The organism is Streptomyces sp. NPDC032126, from assembly GCF_055580085.1.
Genome location: NZ_JBVIMA010000002.1, coordinates 64,232 through 80,906, shown reverse-complemented (window position 1 = coordinate 80,906; position 16,675 = coordinate 64,232). Strand labels below are relative to the sequence as shown.

The 16,675-nt window shown below is 73.5% G+C and carries 10 protein-coding genes and 1 riboswitch; of the genes, 3 read left to right on the top strand and 7 right to left on the bottom strand.

What is annotated here, in order from left to right:
- Positions 1 to 12: 12 nt before the first annotated feature.
- On the top strand, positions 13 to 741 hold the full coding sequence (locus tag ACZ5NW_RS08860) for a ZIP family metal transporter (RefSeq protein ID WP_468743091.1): 729 nt from the start codon (positions 13 to 15) through the stop codon (positions 739 to 741).
- Between the two features lie 5 nt (positions 742 to 746).
- Here ACZ5NW_RS08860 and cobI read toward each other — a convergent pair whose 3' ends face one another.
- The 7 genes from cobI to ACZ5NW_RS08825 are packed head-to-tail and all read right to left on the bottom strand — an operon-like array spanning position 747 to position 11,540.
- Positions 747 to 1,493 (bottom strand): precorrin-2 C(20)-methyltransferase, encoded by a 747-nt coding sequence (gene cobI / locus ACZ5NW_RS08855; RefSeq protein ID WP_468743090.1) that lies wholly within the window; start codon positions 1,491 to 1,493, stop codon positions 747 to 749.
- Entirely contained in the window at positions 1,478 to 2,854 is a 1,377-nt protein-coding gene (locus ACZ5NW_RS08850; RefSeq protein WP_468743089.1) for a cobyrinate a,c-diamide synthase, read from the bottom strand. Before ACZ5NW_RS08850 ends, cobI begins: the two co-directional genes overlap by 16 nt.
- A complete protein-coding gene (cobO, locus tag ACZ5NW_RS08845; RefSeq protein WP_468743088.1) occupies positions 2,854 to 3,453 on the bottom strand; it encodes a cob(I)yrinic acid a,c-diamide adenosyltransferase in 600 nt (199 codons plus the stop codon). Before cobO ends, ACZ5NW_RS08850 begins: the two co-directional genes overlap by 1 nt.
- Entirely contained in the window at positions 3,453 to 5,444 is a 1,992-nt protein-coding gene (locus ACZ5NW_RS08840) for a putative cobaltochelatase (RefSeq protein ID WP_468743087.1), read from the bottom strand. Before ACZ5NW_RS08840 ends, cobO begins: the two co-directional genes overlap by 1 nt.
- A complete protein-coding gene (cobN, locus tag ACZ5NW_RS08835) occupies positions 5,441 to 9,094 on the bottom strand; it encodes a cobaltochelatase subunit CobN (RefSeq protein ID WP_468743086.1) in 3,654 nt (1,217 codons plus the stop codon). Before cobN ends, ACZ5NW_RS08840 begins: the two co-directional genes overlap by 4 nt.
- Positions 9,091 to 10,599 carry a cobyric acid synthase gene (locus tag ACZ5NW_RS08830; RefSeq protein WP_468743085.1) on the bottom strand — a complete coding sequence of 503 codons (1,509 nt, stop codon included), beginning with the start codon at positions 10,597 to 10,599 and terminating at the stop codon, positions 9,091 to 9,093. Before ACZ5NW_RS08830 ends, cobN begins: the two co-directional genes overlap by 4 nt.
- On the bottom strand, positions 10,596 to 11,540 hold the full coding sequence (locus tag ACZ5NW_RS08825; RefSeq protein ID WP_468743084.1) for a cobalamin biosynthesis protein: 945 nt from the start codon (positions 11,538 to 11,540) through the stop codon (positions 10,596 to 10,598). Before ACZ5NW_RS08825 ends, ACZ5NW_RS08830 begins: the two co-directional genes overlap by 4 nt.
- Positions 11,541 to 11,653: 113 nt before the next feature.
- A riboswitch (cobalamin riboswitch) is annotated at positions 11,654 to 11,793 on the bottom strand.
- A 207-nt stretch (positions 11,794 to 12,000) separates the two neighbouring features.
- Between ACZ5NW_RS08825 and ACZ5NW_RS08820 the strand changes: the two genes are divergently transcribed.
- Positions 12,001 to 12,363, top strand: a complete 363-nt coding sequence (locus ACZ5NW_RS08820; RefSeq protein ID WP_468743083.1) for a CU044_2847 family protein — start codon at positions 12,001 to 12,003, stop codon at positions 12,361 to 12,363.
- Entirely contained in the window at positions 12,344 to 16,639 is a 4,296-nt protein-coding gene (locus ACZ5NW_RS08815) for an nSTAND1 domain-containing NTPase (protein WP_468743082.1), read from the top strand. The genes ACZ5NW_RS08820 and ACZ5NW_RS08815 overlap by 20 nt, the downstream gene beginning before the upstream one ends.
- Positions 16,640 to 16,675 lie beyond the last annotated feature (36 nt).

The following is a 16,675-nucleotide window of genomic DNA, read 5'->3' as shown; positions in this document are numbered from 1 at the left end:
TACGAAGAGCCCATGGCGGTCTTCGTCGCGCTCGGCGCGTTCCTCATGACGCTGGCCGGCGGCTGGACGGCACAGCGTGTCACCGACCGCCGCCACCTGGTGCTGGGCCTGGCCGGCGGCCTGATGCTCGGCGTGGTCGGCCTGGACCTGCTGCCGGAGGCCCTGGACGCGGCCGGCGGCGAGGTCTTCGGCGTGCCCGCCGCACTGCTGCTGTTCGTGGCCGGCTTTCTGCTGGCCCATCTGGTGGAACGGCTGCTGGCCGCGCGCCAGGCCGCGCACGGCGGCGCCGAGCACGGTCACCGGGCGCCGGAGGTCGGCCTGACGGCCGCGGCGGCCATGGTCGGCCACAGCGCGATGGACGGCGTGGCGATCGGCGCGGCCTTCCAGGTCGGCGGCGGCATGGGCACGGCCGTCGCGCTCGCCGTGATCGCCCACGACTTCGCGGACGGCTTCAACACCTTCACCATCACCACCCTGTACGGCAACCAGCGCCGCAAGGCCGTGGCGATGCTGGTGGCGGACGCCTGCGCACCGGTCCTCGGCGCGCTGTCCACGGCGTTCTTCACGATCCCGGAGAAGGCGCTCGGCTGCTATCTCGGCCTCTTCGGCGGCGTCCTGCTCTACCTCGCCGCCGCCGAGATCCTCCCCGAGGCGCACCACGAGCACCCCGCCCGCTCCACCCTGCTGTGCACGGTGACGGGAGTGCTGTTCATCTGGCTGGTCGTGGGCATCTCCGGCTGACCGGGTCACAGCTTGCCGCCCCGTCCACCCTCGCGCCGGGCGGGCGCGATCAGCGTGGAGAGATACGGCAGCGGCGCCCCGTCCAGCTCGGCGGCCGGCCGGATGGACTCGGCGTCCAGCCCCAGCGCCGACCCCCACACGGCGTCGTCGATCCGCCCCGTCTCGCGCAGCGCGTCGGCGACCTCGCCGGCCTGCCGCCCGAACTTGTACGCGACGACCGTTCCGGGCCCCCGCAGGGCGTCCCTGAGGACCGCCGACCCCGCGGTGACCGGCACCAGCGTGAGCGGTTCGGTCCCCTCCGTCAGCACGGCCCCCGACCGGGCGGCGAGATCCTGCATGGCGGTGATCCCGGGCACGGTCTCGACGACCGTCCCCGGCACCAGCTCCACGACGGTCTGCGCGAGATAGGTGAAGGTGGAGTACACGTTGGGGTCGCCGATGGTCGCGAAGGCCACGGTCCCGTGCTCCTTCAGCAGCTCGGCGACCCGCCCCCCGGCCGCGTCCCAGGCGGCCTCGCGCCGCCCCCGGTCGCTGCGCTCGTTCAGCGCGAACACCACCCGGACGACCTTGTCCCCGGGCACGTAGTGCAGCACGGTCGCCTCGGCCCGCCCGCGCTCCAGGGTGTCCATGACCGGCACGACGACGACATCGGCGGCGCGCAGGGCGTTGACGCCCTTGACGGTCACCAGCTCGGGATCGCCCGGGCCCACCCCGACTCCGATCAACCTGATGCTGCTCATGACGTCCGGCACCTCTCCACGAACCGATGGGCGACACCGGGCGCGGAGGCCCAGTGCGTGTGCAGATAACTCGCGTGCACACCGTGTTGTACGAATCCTTCGACGCGCCGCTCGGGGGTGAGCACACCCCAGGCGGGCGCGTCCCCCGCACCGGGCTCCACGACGGTCCGATGGAACTCGTGCCCCCGCATCCGGGTCCCGGCGACGGCGAGCACGCTGTCACCGACGGCGACGGCGTCCCGATACCCGAGCGTGAGCCGCTCACTCATCCGAGCGGTGGCGTCGAGCACCCCGCACATGGGCTGCCCGTCCAATTCCCGGCAGAGATAGAGCAGTCCGGCGCATTCGGCGGCGACGGGGGCTCCGCCGAGGGCCAGTTCGGTGACGGCCTTGCGCAGCGGCTCATTGGCGGACAGCTCGGCGGCGTAGACCTCGGGGAACCCGCCGCCGATGACGAGACCGGCGGTGCCTTCCGGGAGGTGTTCGTCCCGGAGCGGATCGAAGGTGACCACTTCGGCGCCGGCGGCGGCAAGCAGCTCGCTGTGCTCGGCATAGGAGAAGGTGAAGGCGGGCCCACCGGCAACGGCAACGCGGGGCGCCGACCTCTCAACTGACCGAGTCGGGTGGCCGTGGGTGGGCAGGACGGGGGTCCAGGGGGCGGAGCCCCCTGGTACGGCACCGGCACTCCGGGCAAGTTCCTCCAACGCCGCGAGGTCACACCCGTGGGCCACCTGGGCGGCCATCGCCGCAACCGCCTCAACCGCAGCCCCCTGCCGTTCGGCAACAGGAACCAACCCGAGATGCCGAGAAGGCGTATCCACCTGGGCCGCCCGCCGCAAAGCCCCCAGTACCGGCACCCCCGCCGAGTCCAACGCCTCCCGCAGCAACTCCTCGTGCCGGTCCGACGCGACCTTGTTCAGGATCACGCCCCCGACCCGTACCTCCGGATCCCACGAGGCGAAGCCGTGCACCAGCGCCGCCACCGACCGCGACTGCGACGACGCGTCCACGACGAGCACGACCGGCGCCCCCAGCAGCTTGGCGACATGCGCGGTGGACGCCAGCTCACCCTGCCCGGCGGCCCCGTCGTACAGCCCCATCACCCCCTCGACGACCGCGAGGTCACACCCCCGCGCCCCGTGCAGGAACAGCGGAGCGACCAGCTCCGGCCCGCACAGATAGGCGTCGAGATTCCGCCCCACCCGCCCGGTGGCGAGCGCGTGGTACCCGGGATCGATGTAGTCCGGCCCCACCTTGTGCGGGGACACGGCGAGCCCCCGCGCGGCGAACGCGGCCATCAACCCCGTGGCGACGGTGGTCTTGCCGCTGCCGGAGGCCGGCGCGGCGATGACCAGCCGTGGGACGGAAGACATCACCACTCGATGCCCCTCTGCCCCTTCTGCCCCACGTCCATCGGGTGCTTGACCTTGGACATGTCGGTGACGAGATCGGCGAGGTCGACGAGCTTCTCGGGCGCGTTCCGCCCGGTGATGACGACGTGCTGGGTCCCGGGACGGTCGCGCAGCACGGAGATCACCTCGTCCGTGTCCACCCACCCCCAGTGCATCGGGTAGGCGAACTCGTCGAGCACGTACAGCTTGTACGTCTCGGCGGCGAGGTCCCGCTTGACCTGCTCCCAGCCCTCCCGGGCCTTCTCCTCGTTGTCCATCTGCTGATCGCGCTGCACCCACGACCAGCCCTCGCCCATCTTGTGCCAGTCGACGGTCCCGCCCTCGCCGGAGGCGCCGAGCACCCGCAGCGCGTTCTCCTCGCCGACCTTCCACTTCGCCGACTTGACGAACTGGAACACCCCGATGGGCCACCCCTGGTTCCAGGCCCGCAGCGCGAGCCCGAACGCGGCGGTGGACTTGCCCTTGCCGACGCCGGTGTGCACGACGACCAGCGGCCGGTTGCGGCGCTGACGCGTCGTCAGCCCGTCGTCCGGCACCACACTCGGTTGCCCCTGCGGCATTACACGGCCCTCCTCTGTACGTCCTTCACCAGTCCGGCGATGCTGTCGGCCCGCAGCTCGTCCAGCGTCACCGCCGTACCGCCCAGCTCACCCGCGAGCTGCCCGGCGAGTCCCAGCCGCACGGGCCCGGACTCGCAGTCGACGACGACGGAGGCGACCTGCTCGGCGGCGAACAGCCGCGCGGCCCGCCCGGCCAGCGCCACCGGCTCGGGCCCACCCGTCGCCCGCCCATCGGTCACCACGACCACCAGCGCCCGCCGGGCCGGATCCCGCAGCCGCTCCACGCGCAGCACGTCGTGCGCCTTGAGCAGCCCGGCGGCCAGCGGCGTACGCCCACCGGTCGGCAACGACTCCAGCCGGGCGGCGGCGGCGTCCACGGACGAGGTCGGCGGCAGCGCCACGTCGGCGGCGGAACCCCGGAAGGTCACCAGCCCCACCTTGTCCCGCCGCTGATACGCGTCGAGCAGCAGCGACAGCACGGCGCCCTTCACGGCGCTCATCCGCTGCCGGGCCGCCATGGATCCGGAGGCGTCGACGACGAACAGCACGAGATTGCCCTCGCGCCCCTCACGCGTCGCCTGCCGCAGATCGTCCCGCCGGATCACCAGCCCCGTCCCGGACCGGCCACGCGCCCGCTGGTGGGGCGCGGCGGCCTGCACGGTCGCCGCCAGGTGCAGCTTGGTCAGGGCGCCCCGGGGCCGCCGGGCCCCGGTGGTCCGCCCGTGCTCGGTCCGCGCCCGCGAACGCCGCCCGGCGGCACCCTCACCGATCCCGGGCACGCTCAGCACCTTGGTGCGAAAGGGCTCCGACGCACGCGCGGCCGGCTGCTCCTGAGCGCCGGACGGCTGCGGCTGCCCGCCGTCGCCCTCCTCGGGCCGCGCCCCGGTGTCCCCGCCCTGCGGACCGGCGTCCGGCGCCGGCTGCCCACCGCCGCCGCCGGGACCGCCCGGGTCCGGGTCCGGGTCGTCGTCGGGGGACTCGCCGGAGAACTCCTCCAGCGTCTGGTCGAGCTTGTCCTCGTCGAGTCCCGGCGCGTCAAAGGGATTACGGCGCCGTCGGTGCGGCAGCGCGAGCAGCGCCGCCTGCCGTACGTCCTCGGCGAGCACGTCGGTCCGCCCGGCCCAGGCGGCCAGCGCGGTGGCGGTGCGGGCCATCACGATGTCGGCGCGCATGCCGTCCACCTCGAACGCGGCACAGGTCGCCGCGATCTGCCGCAACGCCCCGTCGCCCAGCCGCACCGACGGCAGCAACTCCCGTGCTGCGACGATCCGTTGCCGTACCGCGGCCTCCTCGTCGGCCCAACGCGCCGCGAACCCGGCCGGATCGTCGTCGTACGCGAGCCGCCGCCGTACGACCTCCACCCGCTGGTCGGGCTCCCGGGAGGCGGCGACCTCGACGGTCAGCCCGAACCGGTCGAGGAGCTGCGGCCGCAGCTCGCCCTCCTCGGGGTTCATCGTGCCGACGAGCAGGAAGCGGGCCGCGTGCCGCACCGAGACACCCTCGCGCTCGACGTACGAGGCACCCATCGCCGCCGCGTCCAGCAACAGGTCGACCAGGTGGTCATGGAGCAGGTTGACCTCGTCGACGTACAGGATGCCGCGATGGGCGTCGGCCAGCAGGCCCGGCTCGAACGCCTTCACGCCCTCGGCCAGCGCCCGCTCGATGTCCAGCGCGCCCACCAGCCGGTCCTCGGACGCCCCGACGGGCAGCTCGACCATGCGCGCGGGCCGCTGGGCGCCGGGCCCCGGCTCGTGCGGCCCGTCCGGGCACCCCGGGTCGGGGGAGGCCGGGTCACAGGAGAACCGGCAGCCGGCGACGACATCGACCTCGGGCAGCAACGCGGACAGCGCGCGCACCGCCGTCGACTTCGCGGTGCCCTTCTCGCCGCGTACCAGCACACCGCCGACGGCCGGGGACACGGCGTTCAGCAGCAGCGCGAGCCGCAGATCGTCCTGGCCGACAACGGCCGTGAAAGGGAAGGGGGTTGTCACTGGTCGCCCTCCAGGTCGCCTTCCAGCTCCAGATAGGTGGCCCGCAGCCGCTCCAGCGTGTCCGCGTCCGGCTCCGCCCACAGCCCCCGGTCGGCGGCCTCCAACAGCCGCTCGGTGATGCCGCGCAGCGCCCACGGGTTGGACTGCTTCATGAAGTCCCGGTTCTCCGGGTCGAAGACGTACTCGGCCGACAGCTTCTCGTACATCCAGTCGTCGACCACGCCCGCCGTGGCGTCGTAGCCGAAGAGGTAGTCCACGGTCGCCGCCATCTCGAAGGCGCCCTTGTAGCCGTGCCGGCGCATGGCCGCCATCCAGCGCGGGTTGACCACCCGGGCCCGGAAGACACGGTGGGTCTCCTCGCCGAGCGTGCGGGTCCTCACCTGGTCGGGGGTGGCGCTGTCGCCCACGTACGCCTCGGGGTTGGCGCCCGTCAGATGCCGGACCATGGCGACCATGCCGCCGTGGTACTGGAAGTAGTCGTCCGCGTCGACCAGGTCGTGCTCGCGGGTGTCCACGTTCTTCGCGGCCACGGCGATCCGCCGGAACGCCGTCTCCATGTCCCCGCGCGCCGCCCGCCCGTCGAGCCCGCGCCCGTAGGCGTAGCCGCCCCACACCGCGTACACCTCGGCGAGGTCGGCGTCCGAGCGCCAGTTGCGGGCGTCGATCAACGGCAGCAGACCCGCGCCGTACGCCCCCGGCTTGGAGCCGAAGACCCGGGCCGTGGCGCGCCGCCGGTCGCCGTGCTCGGCGGTGTCCTCGTCGGCGTGCGCCTTGACGTAGTTGCTGTCGGCCGGCTCGTCCAGCTCGGCGACCGCCCGGACGGCGTCGTCGATCAGCCCGACCACGTGCGGGAACGCGTCCCGGAAGAAGCCGGAGATTCGCACCGTGACGTCGATGCGGGGGCGGCCCAGCTCCTCCAGGGGCACGACCTCGAAGCCCGTCACCCGGCGGGAGGCGTCGTCCCACACGGGACGGCAGCCCAGCAGCGCCAGGATCTCGGCGATGTCGTCGCCCTGCGTCCGCATCGCCGACGTGCCCCACACGGTGAGGCCGACCGACTTCGGGTACTCGCCGGTGTCCTGGAGGTACCGCGCGACCAGCGAGTCCGCGAGCGACTGCCCGACCTCCCAGCTCAGCCGCGACGGAATGGCCTTGGGGTCGACGGAATAGAAGTTCCGGCCGGTCGGCAGCACGTTGACCAGCCCGCGCGTCGGCGAGCCCGACGGACCCGCCGGGACGTAACCGCCGTCCAGAGCCTTCAGGATGTGCCCGATCTCGTCGGTGGTGCGGGCCAGGCGGGGGACCACCTCGGTGCAAGCGAACTCCAACACCGCCACGGCGTCCGGGAGTTCGGTGCCGAGGACGTCACGGACGAGGGCCGGGACGGCGGTGACGTCCCACGCCCGCTCCTCCATGCCCTCCGCGACCCGCCGGCACAGCTGCTCCAGCAGGTCGATCGCGTCGGCGCCGGTACGCGCCGGGCCCTCGACCAGGTCCGTCAGCTCCACCGGCACCTTCACCGGCGCGCCCGGCTCCGCCAGCAGCTCCTTCTCGACGAGCCCGAAGTGCTCGGCCAGCGCGGCCCGCAGTCCCGGCAGCGCGTTCGCCTGCCCGCCCCACACCTGCGCGGCGCGCAGCACGGCCAGCACCAGGTTCACCCGCGGCTCGCCGACCGGGCCGCCGCCGAGGATGTGCAGTCCGTCGCGGATCTGCACGTCCTTGATCTCGCACAGATAGCCGTCGATGTGCATGACGAACTCGTCGAAGTCGTCGTCGTCCGGCTGCTCGTCGACATGCAGGTCGTGGTGCAGCTCGGCCGCCTTGACCAGCGTCCAGATCTGCGCGCGCACGGCCGGCGCCTTGGTCGGGTCCAGGTCGGACACCAGGGCGTACTCGTCGAGCAGCTGCTCCAGCTTGGCCAGGTCGCCGTAGGTGTCGGCACGGGCCATCGGCGGTACGAGGTGGTCGACGACCGTGGCGTGCCCGCGCCGCTTGGCCTGGGTGCCCTCGCCGGGGTCGTTGACGATGAACGGGTAGATGAGGGGGAGTTCGCCGAGGACGGCGTCCGGGGCGCAACCGCCGCTGAGCCCGAGTCCCTTGCCGGGCAGCCATTCCATCGTGCCGTGCTTGCCCATGTGCACCACGGCGTCGGCGCCGAAACTGTTCTCCAGCCACCGGTAGGCGGCCATGTAGTGGTGCGACGGCGGCATGTCCGGGTCGTGGTAGATCGCGATCGGGTTCTCGCCGAAGCCGCGCGGCGGCTGGATCATCACGACGACGTTCCCGAACCGCAGGGAGGCGAGCACGATGTCGTCGCCGTCGACGTAGAGGGAGCCCGGCGGCTCGCCCCACGCCTCCAGCATCCCGTCCCTGAGCTCCGGGTCCAGCTTGTCGAACCACGCCCGGTAGTCGGCGAGCGGCACCCGCGCGGGCGCGGCGGCCAGCTGCTCCTCGGTCAGCCACTCGACGTCGTGACCGCCGGCCTCGATGAGCCGGTGGATCAACTCGTCGCCGTTGTCGGGGTATTCGGTGAGGGCGTACCCGGCGTCCTTGAGGGCGTCCAGGACCCGTACCGCCGACGCGGGCGTGTCCAGACCGACCGCGTTGCCGACCCGCGAGTGCTTGGTCGGGTACGCCGTGAAGACCAGCGCGATCCGCTTCTCCGCGTTCGGCTTGTGCCTCAACTCCGCGTGCCGCACGGCGATCCCGGCCACCCGCGCGGCCCGCTCGGGGTCGGCGACGTAGACCGGGACCTCGTCCGGGCCCTGCTCCTTGAAGGAGAACGGCACGGTGATCAGCCGCCCGTCGAACTCCGGGATCGCGACCTGCATCGCCGCGTCCATGGGGGAGAGCGCGGCGTCCGACTCGTCCCAGGCGGCGTGCGACGAGGTGAGGCAGAGCCCCTGCAGCACCGGGATGTCCAGCTCGGCGAGCGCCCCGATGTCCCACGCCTCCTCGTCGCCCCCGGCCGACGCCTGCGAGGCGTGCGTGCCGCCGGCGGCGAGCACGGTCGCCACGAGGGCGTCGGCCCGCGCCAGCAGCTCGTAGAGTCCCGCGTCGGCGCCGCGCAGCGAACCGCAGTACACGGGAAGGGCGTTGGCGCCGCGCGCCTCGATCGCGTCGCACAGCGTGTCCACGAAGCCGGTGTTGCCGCTCAGCTCGTGCGCCCGGTAGAAGAGCACGCCCACGGTGGGCCGCCCCTCGACGACGGGACGCTCCCCGTGGACCCCGAACTCGGGCATCTTCCGCGGCTCGACGAACCCCTCACCGGTCAGCAGCACGGTGTCCGACAGGAACCGGGCGAGTTCGGTCAGGTTGGCGGGCCCGCCCTCGACGAGATACTTCAGCGCCTCCGCCACCACGCCGGCCGGCACCGACGACTCCGCCATCAGTTCCGCGTCCGGCACGGCCTCCCCGCCCAGCAGCACGGTCGGCACGCCGGACGCCTTGAGAACGGCCAGCCCGTCCTCCCAGGCCCGCTTGCCGCCCAGCAGCCGTACGACGACGATGTCGGCGCCGTCCAGCAGACCGGGCAGCTCCTGCGCGACGTCGACGCGGGTCGGGTTGCCGATCCGGTAGTCGGCGCCGGAAGCGGCCCTGGCCGCCAGCAGATCGGTGTCGGCGGTCGACAACAACAACACTGTGCTCATGCGGGCGCTCCCGGTGGAATGAAAGGCAGTCCTTGCGGCGCGCCCGACTCGATGAGCCGCCACAGCGCGTCCGTGTCCGCGTGCTGTTCGATCAGGTCGCCGAGCCGGTCGAGCTGCTCCTCGCGCAGCGCGGCGAACGAGGTGTCGGGGGCCGGCACGAAACGGCGCCCCGCGGCGGCCGCCACCTCGCGCAGGAACGCCCGCCGGAAGCCGTCCGACTCCAGCGAGCCGTGCCAGTGCGTGCCCCAGGTCTGGCCGACCCGGCAGCCGTCCAGGAAGGTCTCGCCCCCTGTGACGTCGACGACCCCGTGATGGATCTCGTACCCCTCGACCCGCTCGCCGAGGGCCTCGCCCACGGGCCGGGTGAGGGTCTTCTCGCGGGCGAAACGCACCCGCACGGGGAGCAGGCCGAGCCCTTCGACATGCCCCTGCCGGCTCTCGACCTCGTCCTCGATGTGCTCGCCGAGGATCTGGAAGCCGCCGCAGATGCCGAGGATCGGCCGCCCTTCCGCAGCCCTTCTGACGAGCGCGGCGGCCAACCCCCGCTCCCGCAGCCACTCCAGCGCCCGGACCGTCCCGCGCGTCCCCGGAATCACCACGAGGTCCGCGTCGGCCAGCTCCTCCGGCCGGTCCACGAACCGCACCACCACGCCAGGTTCGGCGGCGAGCGCGTCCACGTCGGTGAAGTTGGACATCAGGGGGATCGCGCAGACGGCGACCCGCAGCACGTCCTCGCCGACGGGCGGGGCGGTGTTCGACTCCCGCACGGTCCCGCGCAACGACACCCGCAGCCCGTCCTCCTCGTCGATCCCGAGCCCGTGCCGAAACGGCAGCACGCCGTACGTGGACCGCCCGGTGAGCCCGTGCAGCATGTCGAGCCCGGGTTCGAGGAGGGAGACGTCCCCCCGGAACTTGTTGACGAGGAACCCGGCGACCAGCGCCTGGTCCTCGGGCGACAGCAGCGCCACCGTCCCGAAGAAGGAGGCGAAGACCCCACCGCGATCGATGTCACCGACCACCAGCACCGGAAGCCCGGCGTTGCGGGCGATCCCCATGTTGACGATGTCGGTCCGCCGCAGATTGATCTCGGCCGGCGAGCCCGCCCCCTCACAGATCACCGCGTCATACGTGCCCCGCAACTCGGCGAGGCACTCCAGCACGGTCCCGAGCAGCTTCTGCTGACGCCCGCCGTGGTAGCCGCGCGCACTGAGCTCACCCACCGGCTTGCCCAGCAGCACCACCTGGCTGCTCTGCTCACCACCCGGCTTGAGAAGCACGGGATTCATCAGCGCCGTCGGCTCGACCCGGCACGCCTGGGCCTGCATGGCCTGCGCCCGCCCGATCTCCGCACCCTCCCGCGTCACAAAGGAGTTGAGGGACATGTTCTGCGCCTTGAAGGGCGCGACCTTGACCCCCTGCCGGACCAGCCACCGGCAGATCCCCGCCGTCACGACGCTCTTGCCTGCGTCGGAGGTGGTGCCGGCGACGAGAAGACCCCCGCTCACTTCCCACGTCCCTTCACGATCAGGCGCGCGGCGACGGTGGCGCCGAGCGCGAGCAGTCCGACGCGCCGGGACAGCCGCACGGCCCGCTCGATGTCCGGCACCCGCACGGCGCGCCCCGCCTCCCCGTTGAGCACGGGCCGGTGCTCCACCCGCCCGCCGTACGACAGGGTCCCGCCCAGCCGCACCCCGAGCGCCCCCGCGAACGAGGCCTCGACAGGACCGGCGTTGGGGCTCGGATGCCGGTCCGCGTCCGCCCGCCACGCCCGTACAGCCCCGCGCGGATCGTCCCCGGCCACGGCGGCGAGTACGGCGGTCAGCCGCGCCCCCGGCCATCCGGCGAGGTCGTCGAGGCGCGCGGACGCCCACCCGAACCGCCGGTAGCGGGGCGACTTGTGGCCGACCATGGCGTCGAGCGTGTTGACGGCCCGGAACCCGAGCAGCCCCGGCACCCCGCCGACGGCTCCCCACACCAGGGCGCCCACGACGGCGTCGGAGGTGTTCTCGGCGACCGACTCCACGACCGCCCGGGCGATCCCGTCGGCGTCCAGCGCCTGCGGATCCCGCCCGCACAGATGCGGCAGCCGGGCCCGGGCCGCCGCCACGTCCCCCGCCTCCAGGGCGCGCCCGACGGCCCGCGCCTCGCGCGCGAGCGACGTACCGCCCACGACCGCCCAGGTGGCGGCGGCGGTCAGCGCGACGGACGCGGCGGCGGAGGGGCGTACGGAGCGCGCGGCGACGGCACCCAGGGCGACGGCGCCACCGGCGCACACGGCGGTGTGCAGGGCGCCCCAGCCGCGGTGGTCGCGCCACAGCACCCGCTCCACGGCCGCGGCCGCCCGGCCGAACGCGGCGACCGGATGCCCCCGGCGGGGATCGCCGAGCAGCTGGTCACCGAGGAGGCCGGCGGCGGCGCCGTACGCGAAGACGCGATCGGCACCCATCGGCTCAGCCGGCCGCGGAGTCGGACAGCGATCCGGCGGAGTACCTCAGAGCCTGTGTCAACGGCCCACCGAGCATGGCGATATGTCCTCACTCAGGGTGTCCACGCCCTGGTTCGACGAGACCGGCGGCGAGAGTTCCTGGCTCCCGGGGGTTCCTACCCCGGTGACAGTGGCGGGACCGCGCCGGATTCGCACCGGCTTCCTCTTCTGCCGCCGTACATGGCCCCGGCAGTCCACCACGGGCCCGGAAGGGCCGTCAACTTGCCTTTGACCTGCGCAGGGGGAGTGTGCACAAGCCCACACCCCTACCACGGCGGACGGCACACCCGGACGGCGTCCCGGTGAATTCCCCTCGTGTTGGCGGTCCTCGCCCGCATCCGGTTGCGCGCGCGGAACAGGAGCACCTGCAATGGCGCGTACACCCTCATACGGGGTGTGACAGGTGCGAGAGGGGCACGACGTGGCGTACGTGGGTGAAATGCTGCTGGACGACGGGCACATCGTCCTTCTGGAGGTCACCGGAGAGGGCCCGTCCGGCGTCCAGCGCGTCTCCCGAGGGGGCGTGGTGGCCGGCGCGGCCGAGACCCTCCAGCAGGCCCTCGCCCGGGTGCGCCCCGCCCTCGGCGCGGTCCTCGACGGGGCACGGACCCTGCCGAGACCGCCCGGCTCGGTGACCGTCGAGTTCGGCATCACGCTCAGCGCCGAGGCGGGCGTCGTGGTCGCGAAGGGCACGACGGAGGCGCACTTCACCGTGAGCATGCACTGGCCGGGTCCGGACGAGGCGACGGTTCCGGGGCAGCGCGATGCCGACGGCACCTCCTGACGACGACCTCCCACGGGCCATCGCCCGCCTGTGGAGCCGGGACGGCCGGGTCACCGGCAGCGGCTTCCTCGTCGCGGACCGCACCCTGTGCACCTGCGCGCACGTGGTGGCCGGCGCGCTGGGCACGGACGAGACGGCCGCGACGCCGCCCGCCGACCCCGTCACCCTCGACTTCCCCCTGTTGACGCGACCCTCCGCCCGGCTGCGGGCCGCGGTCACCCACTGGGTGCCGGTCACCCCCGACGGCGGCGGCGACATCGCTCTGCTCACCCTGGCCGAGCCGGTCCCCGGCACCGCCCCGGTCCGCTTCGCCGGCTCCGCCGCGGTCTGGGACCACGCCTTCCGCGTCCTCGGCTTCCCGCGGCGCACCGACGACCACGGGGTGTGGGTCGACGGCCGATTGCGGGCCCCCGTCGGCAAGGGCTGGACCTCGATGGAGGCCCGTCCGCTGCCCGGCGGCCCGCCCATCGGCCAGGGCTTCAGCGGCAGCCCCGTGTGGGACACCGACCAGGGCGGGGTGGCCGGCATGACGGTGGCCGCGGAGACCGGCGCCGGCGCGACCACCGCCTACCTCATCCCCGCCGCCCACCTCCTGGGCCTGGACCCCGCCTTGCGCCCGTCCCCCTTCCGGGGCCTGGAGCCTTTCCGGGAACAGGACGCGGGCGTCTTCTTCGCGCGCCGGGCGGACAGCGAGCGCATCGCCCGGGCCCTGCGCGACCACTCCTTCGTACCGGTGGCCGGGGCGTCGGGCGTGGGCAAGTCGTCGCTGGTGCGGGCCGGCGTACTGCCCCTGCTCCGCGCGTCCGGGTACACGGTGACCGACTTCGCGGGCCAGCCGGACACGGACCCGGTCCGTACGCTCGCGGAGGCGCTCGGCGAGCAGTTCCCGGCGGCGCGGGACCTGGCCAGGGAGCTGGTGGACCCGTCCGACCGCACGCCGACCGCGGTCCTCCTGGGCGCCCGGGTGCTGGCCGGGGCCGGCCCCGAAGGACACGTCGTCCTGCTCGACCAGTTCGAGGAGACGGTGGGCGCCCGCCCCGCCGACGCCCGCGCGCTCCTGGACGTCCTGCTCCCGATGACCCGTGCCGTCCACCCCTCGGGCCGCCGGTTCCGCGTCCTGGCCACCCTGCGCTCGGCGTCGCTGGAGGAACTGGTCACGGACGGCCGGGCGGAGTCCCTGAGCGGAACGGTCCAGATGATCGCGCCGATGACCCGCGACCAGCTGGACGAGGTGGTACGCAGACCGGTCGCGGCGATTCCGGGCGTGGAGTTCGAACCGGGCCTGGCCGAACGGATCGTCACGGACGCGGGCGGCGAACCGGGAGCCCTGCCCCTGGTCGAGTTCGCCCTGGCGGAACTCTGGGAACGCCAGGAGAACGGCCGTCTCACCCACGCGGCGTACCGGGAGATCGGCGGGGTGGAGGGCGCGCTGTCCCGGTACGCCGACCAGCAGCTGACGCAGGTCTGCAAGGGGGCCGCGGGAGTGGACGAGACCGTCGCCCGCCGCCTCTTCGAACGCCTGGCCCGCCCGGTCAAGGGGAACGAATACGCGCGCGTGGCCCGTGCCTTCGACCAGCTGCCTCCCGAACTGCGGGCGGCGGCCCAGGCATTGGCGGGCACCCGACTGCTGGTGATCGCCCGGGACAGCGCGGGCCGGGAGACCGTGGCGCTGGCCCATGAGGCGCTGGTACGGCAATGGCCCACGCTGCGCGCGTGGTTGGACGACTCGCGGACGTTCCTGGCCTGGCACGAGAAGCTGCGCGGGCGGATGCGGGAGTGGGAGGAGGGCGAGCGGCACGGCGATCTGCTGCTGCGAGGACGTGAGTTGACGGCGGCGAGGGCGACCTCGGCGCTGCGGCCTACGGAACTGTCCGGCCCCGAACGCGAGTTCATCGAGCTGAGCCGGCGGGAGCAGCGGCGGTCGGTGCGGCGCGGGCGGACGGGGGTGGCGCTGGTGGTGTGCCTGGCCCTGATGGTGGCCGGCCTGGGATACGGCGTCTGGGGCTTCTTCCGGGACGAGGACCGCAGCCGCAAGGACGAGGCCGCGCGGAAACTCGTCGAGTTGGCGGAGGAGAAGATGTCCACCGACCCGGTGGACGCCGCTCTGCTGGCCCTGGCGGCCCGCGGGACGAGCGACAACGCGCAGACCCGGGCCGCAGTCCTGCGCCAGGAGATGCCGCTGGCCTCACTGGAGTCGGTGCACCGCATCCTCCCGGCGGGGAACGTGAGGTCGGCGGGGGCCTCGGTGGACGGGACCCGGATGGCGCTGCTGCACGAGGACCTCCAGGGCGGCAAGCGGGTGGTCCTGCTGCTGGGGCTCGACACGGGCAGACCGAAGAGAGTGGACCTCGGGGGCCGGCCGGACGCGGTGGACCGGGTGGCGATCAGCGACGACGGCACGAGGGTCGCGGCGGCGGCACCGGACGGGGACGTGCGGATCTGGTCGGTCGGCGTGGCCAAGGACCGGGTGCGGGGGATCGACAACCCGTTGCGGTGGGCGTGGCACGCGGACCAGACCGCCGACACGTCGACGACGGCCCTGGACTTCTCGGCCGACGGCCGGGGACTCGTGCACGGCGTCGAACCGTCGACCACGCACGGCTGCGTCGACAACGACATGGCGGAACTGGTGGGCATGGTCGAGATCGACGGGACGCGGCTCGTCCCGCACAGCATCAGGCCCGCCGACTGGCTGGCGCCGGGGGAGTGCGGGGACGGTGTGGCGCTGAGTTCCGCGGACGCGGGCGACCTGACCGTGGTCGTCCACCGGGAGTCCGCGGACCCGAGATCTCCCCCCGTGACCGCCGTGCGCGGCGGCCGCGAGGGAGCGGACCAGGAGCAGCTGGCGGACGCGGAGTTCGGTGCGGCAGGCCGGGCACTGGCCACGCAGGAGCGGGGTGAGCCCTTCTGGAAGGTGCGGCGGAGCACCCCGCACGTCACCGAGGCCAAGGGCCGCTGGCCCGGCGATCGGCACTTCGCCACCGACCTGACGGGCCGCTACGCGACCTCGGACGCGGGGGGCAGCGACGATGTGGAATCGGAGCTCCCGGACGGAGTCCTGCTCCAGGACCTGGCCACGGGGCGGCGTTTCTCCCTCGTGCTTCCCGGTGCTCTCTCCCTCCCGGACAACTGTGCCGCACGAGAGGTGGCGGGGCATCTGAGCCTGTCCTGCGTGGAGGGCCGGGACGTTCTCGTCCTGCGGGCCACGACGACGGATCATCCCCTCGGCGGCTTCGCCCTCGGCTCCCAGAACACGGTGCGTCACGCTTCGGACGCCGATGTGGTGGCCGTGATCTACACGCGGGGTCCGGGTTGGGCGGACGCCGACTCCGCCGACCACCTGGCCGTCTTCGACGCACACGGCGCACGACAGACGAAGATCGCCATGAAGCCCGCCGACGAAGCGGAGGACGTGCAGCTCAGCCGCGACGGAACGAGAGCGCTCGTGTGGCGCGCCGACGGCTGGGAGCTGCACCGCACAGCCACGCTCGGCAAGGGTGAGAAACCGGTGCCGGGGCCCGGGCGGCGGGCCGACGTCGAGGATGTGCAGCCGTACGGCGACCGGGACTTCCTGGTGCTCGAAAGGGGCGGCGTCTCGGTGGTCGACGGTGACGACGGAACGCACCTCGCGCTTGCCGGCGTCGGCTGCGCGCGCACGGCGAGGCACGACCCGCGTGCCTGCGTCGCGGTGCTGGGCCGTCCCGGTCGCGGACACGAGGGTCAGGTCTTCGTCCTGAGAGCCGACGGGACCGCCGCGCTCTGGCGGGTGGACGACGGTCACGCGCACCTCGTCAAGCCCATGCGCTTCAGCTCCGCCGAGCAGGACGCGGAGCCGGCCGCGGTGTTCCGGTCGGACGGTGACACGGTCGCCGTGGACACGGTCGCCGGGATCGAGCTCTGGCGGCCGGAGGGACACAGACCGGTCCCGCTCGCCCCCCACGCCTCACTGGTGGGGCCGTACGACGAGACGGGGCGATTGTTGCTCAGCACGGACAACGGCGTCGGCGAGCTGTGGCAGGACACCCGGCGCGAGCGCCTGGCGGTGCTGGACACCTCCAACGTCGACTGGACCTTCGACGGTCATGTCCTGCGCGGCTTCACCGACTACGGGCCCCTGCTCTCCTACGACCTCGACCGCCTTCGTGCGGGCGCGGTCAGCCCGCTGTGCGGTCGGCTCGGTCCGGAGAGCCTGACCGTGGGCGACATCCTGACCACGGCCTTCCGGGACGTCCCCGCGCAGGCGGACATGACTCCGCCCTGCCGGAAGTCCCGGTGAGGGAACGTCCGGCAGGGCGGAGTCGTGGAGCCGTGC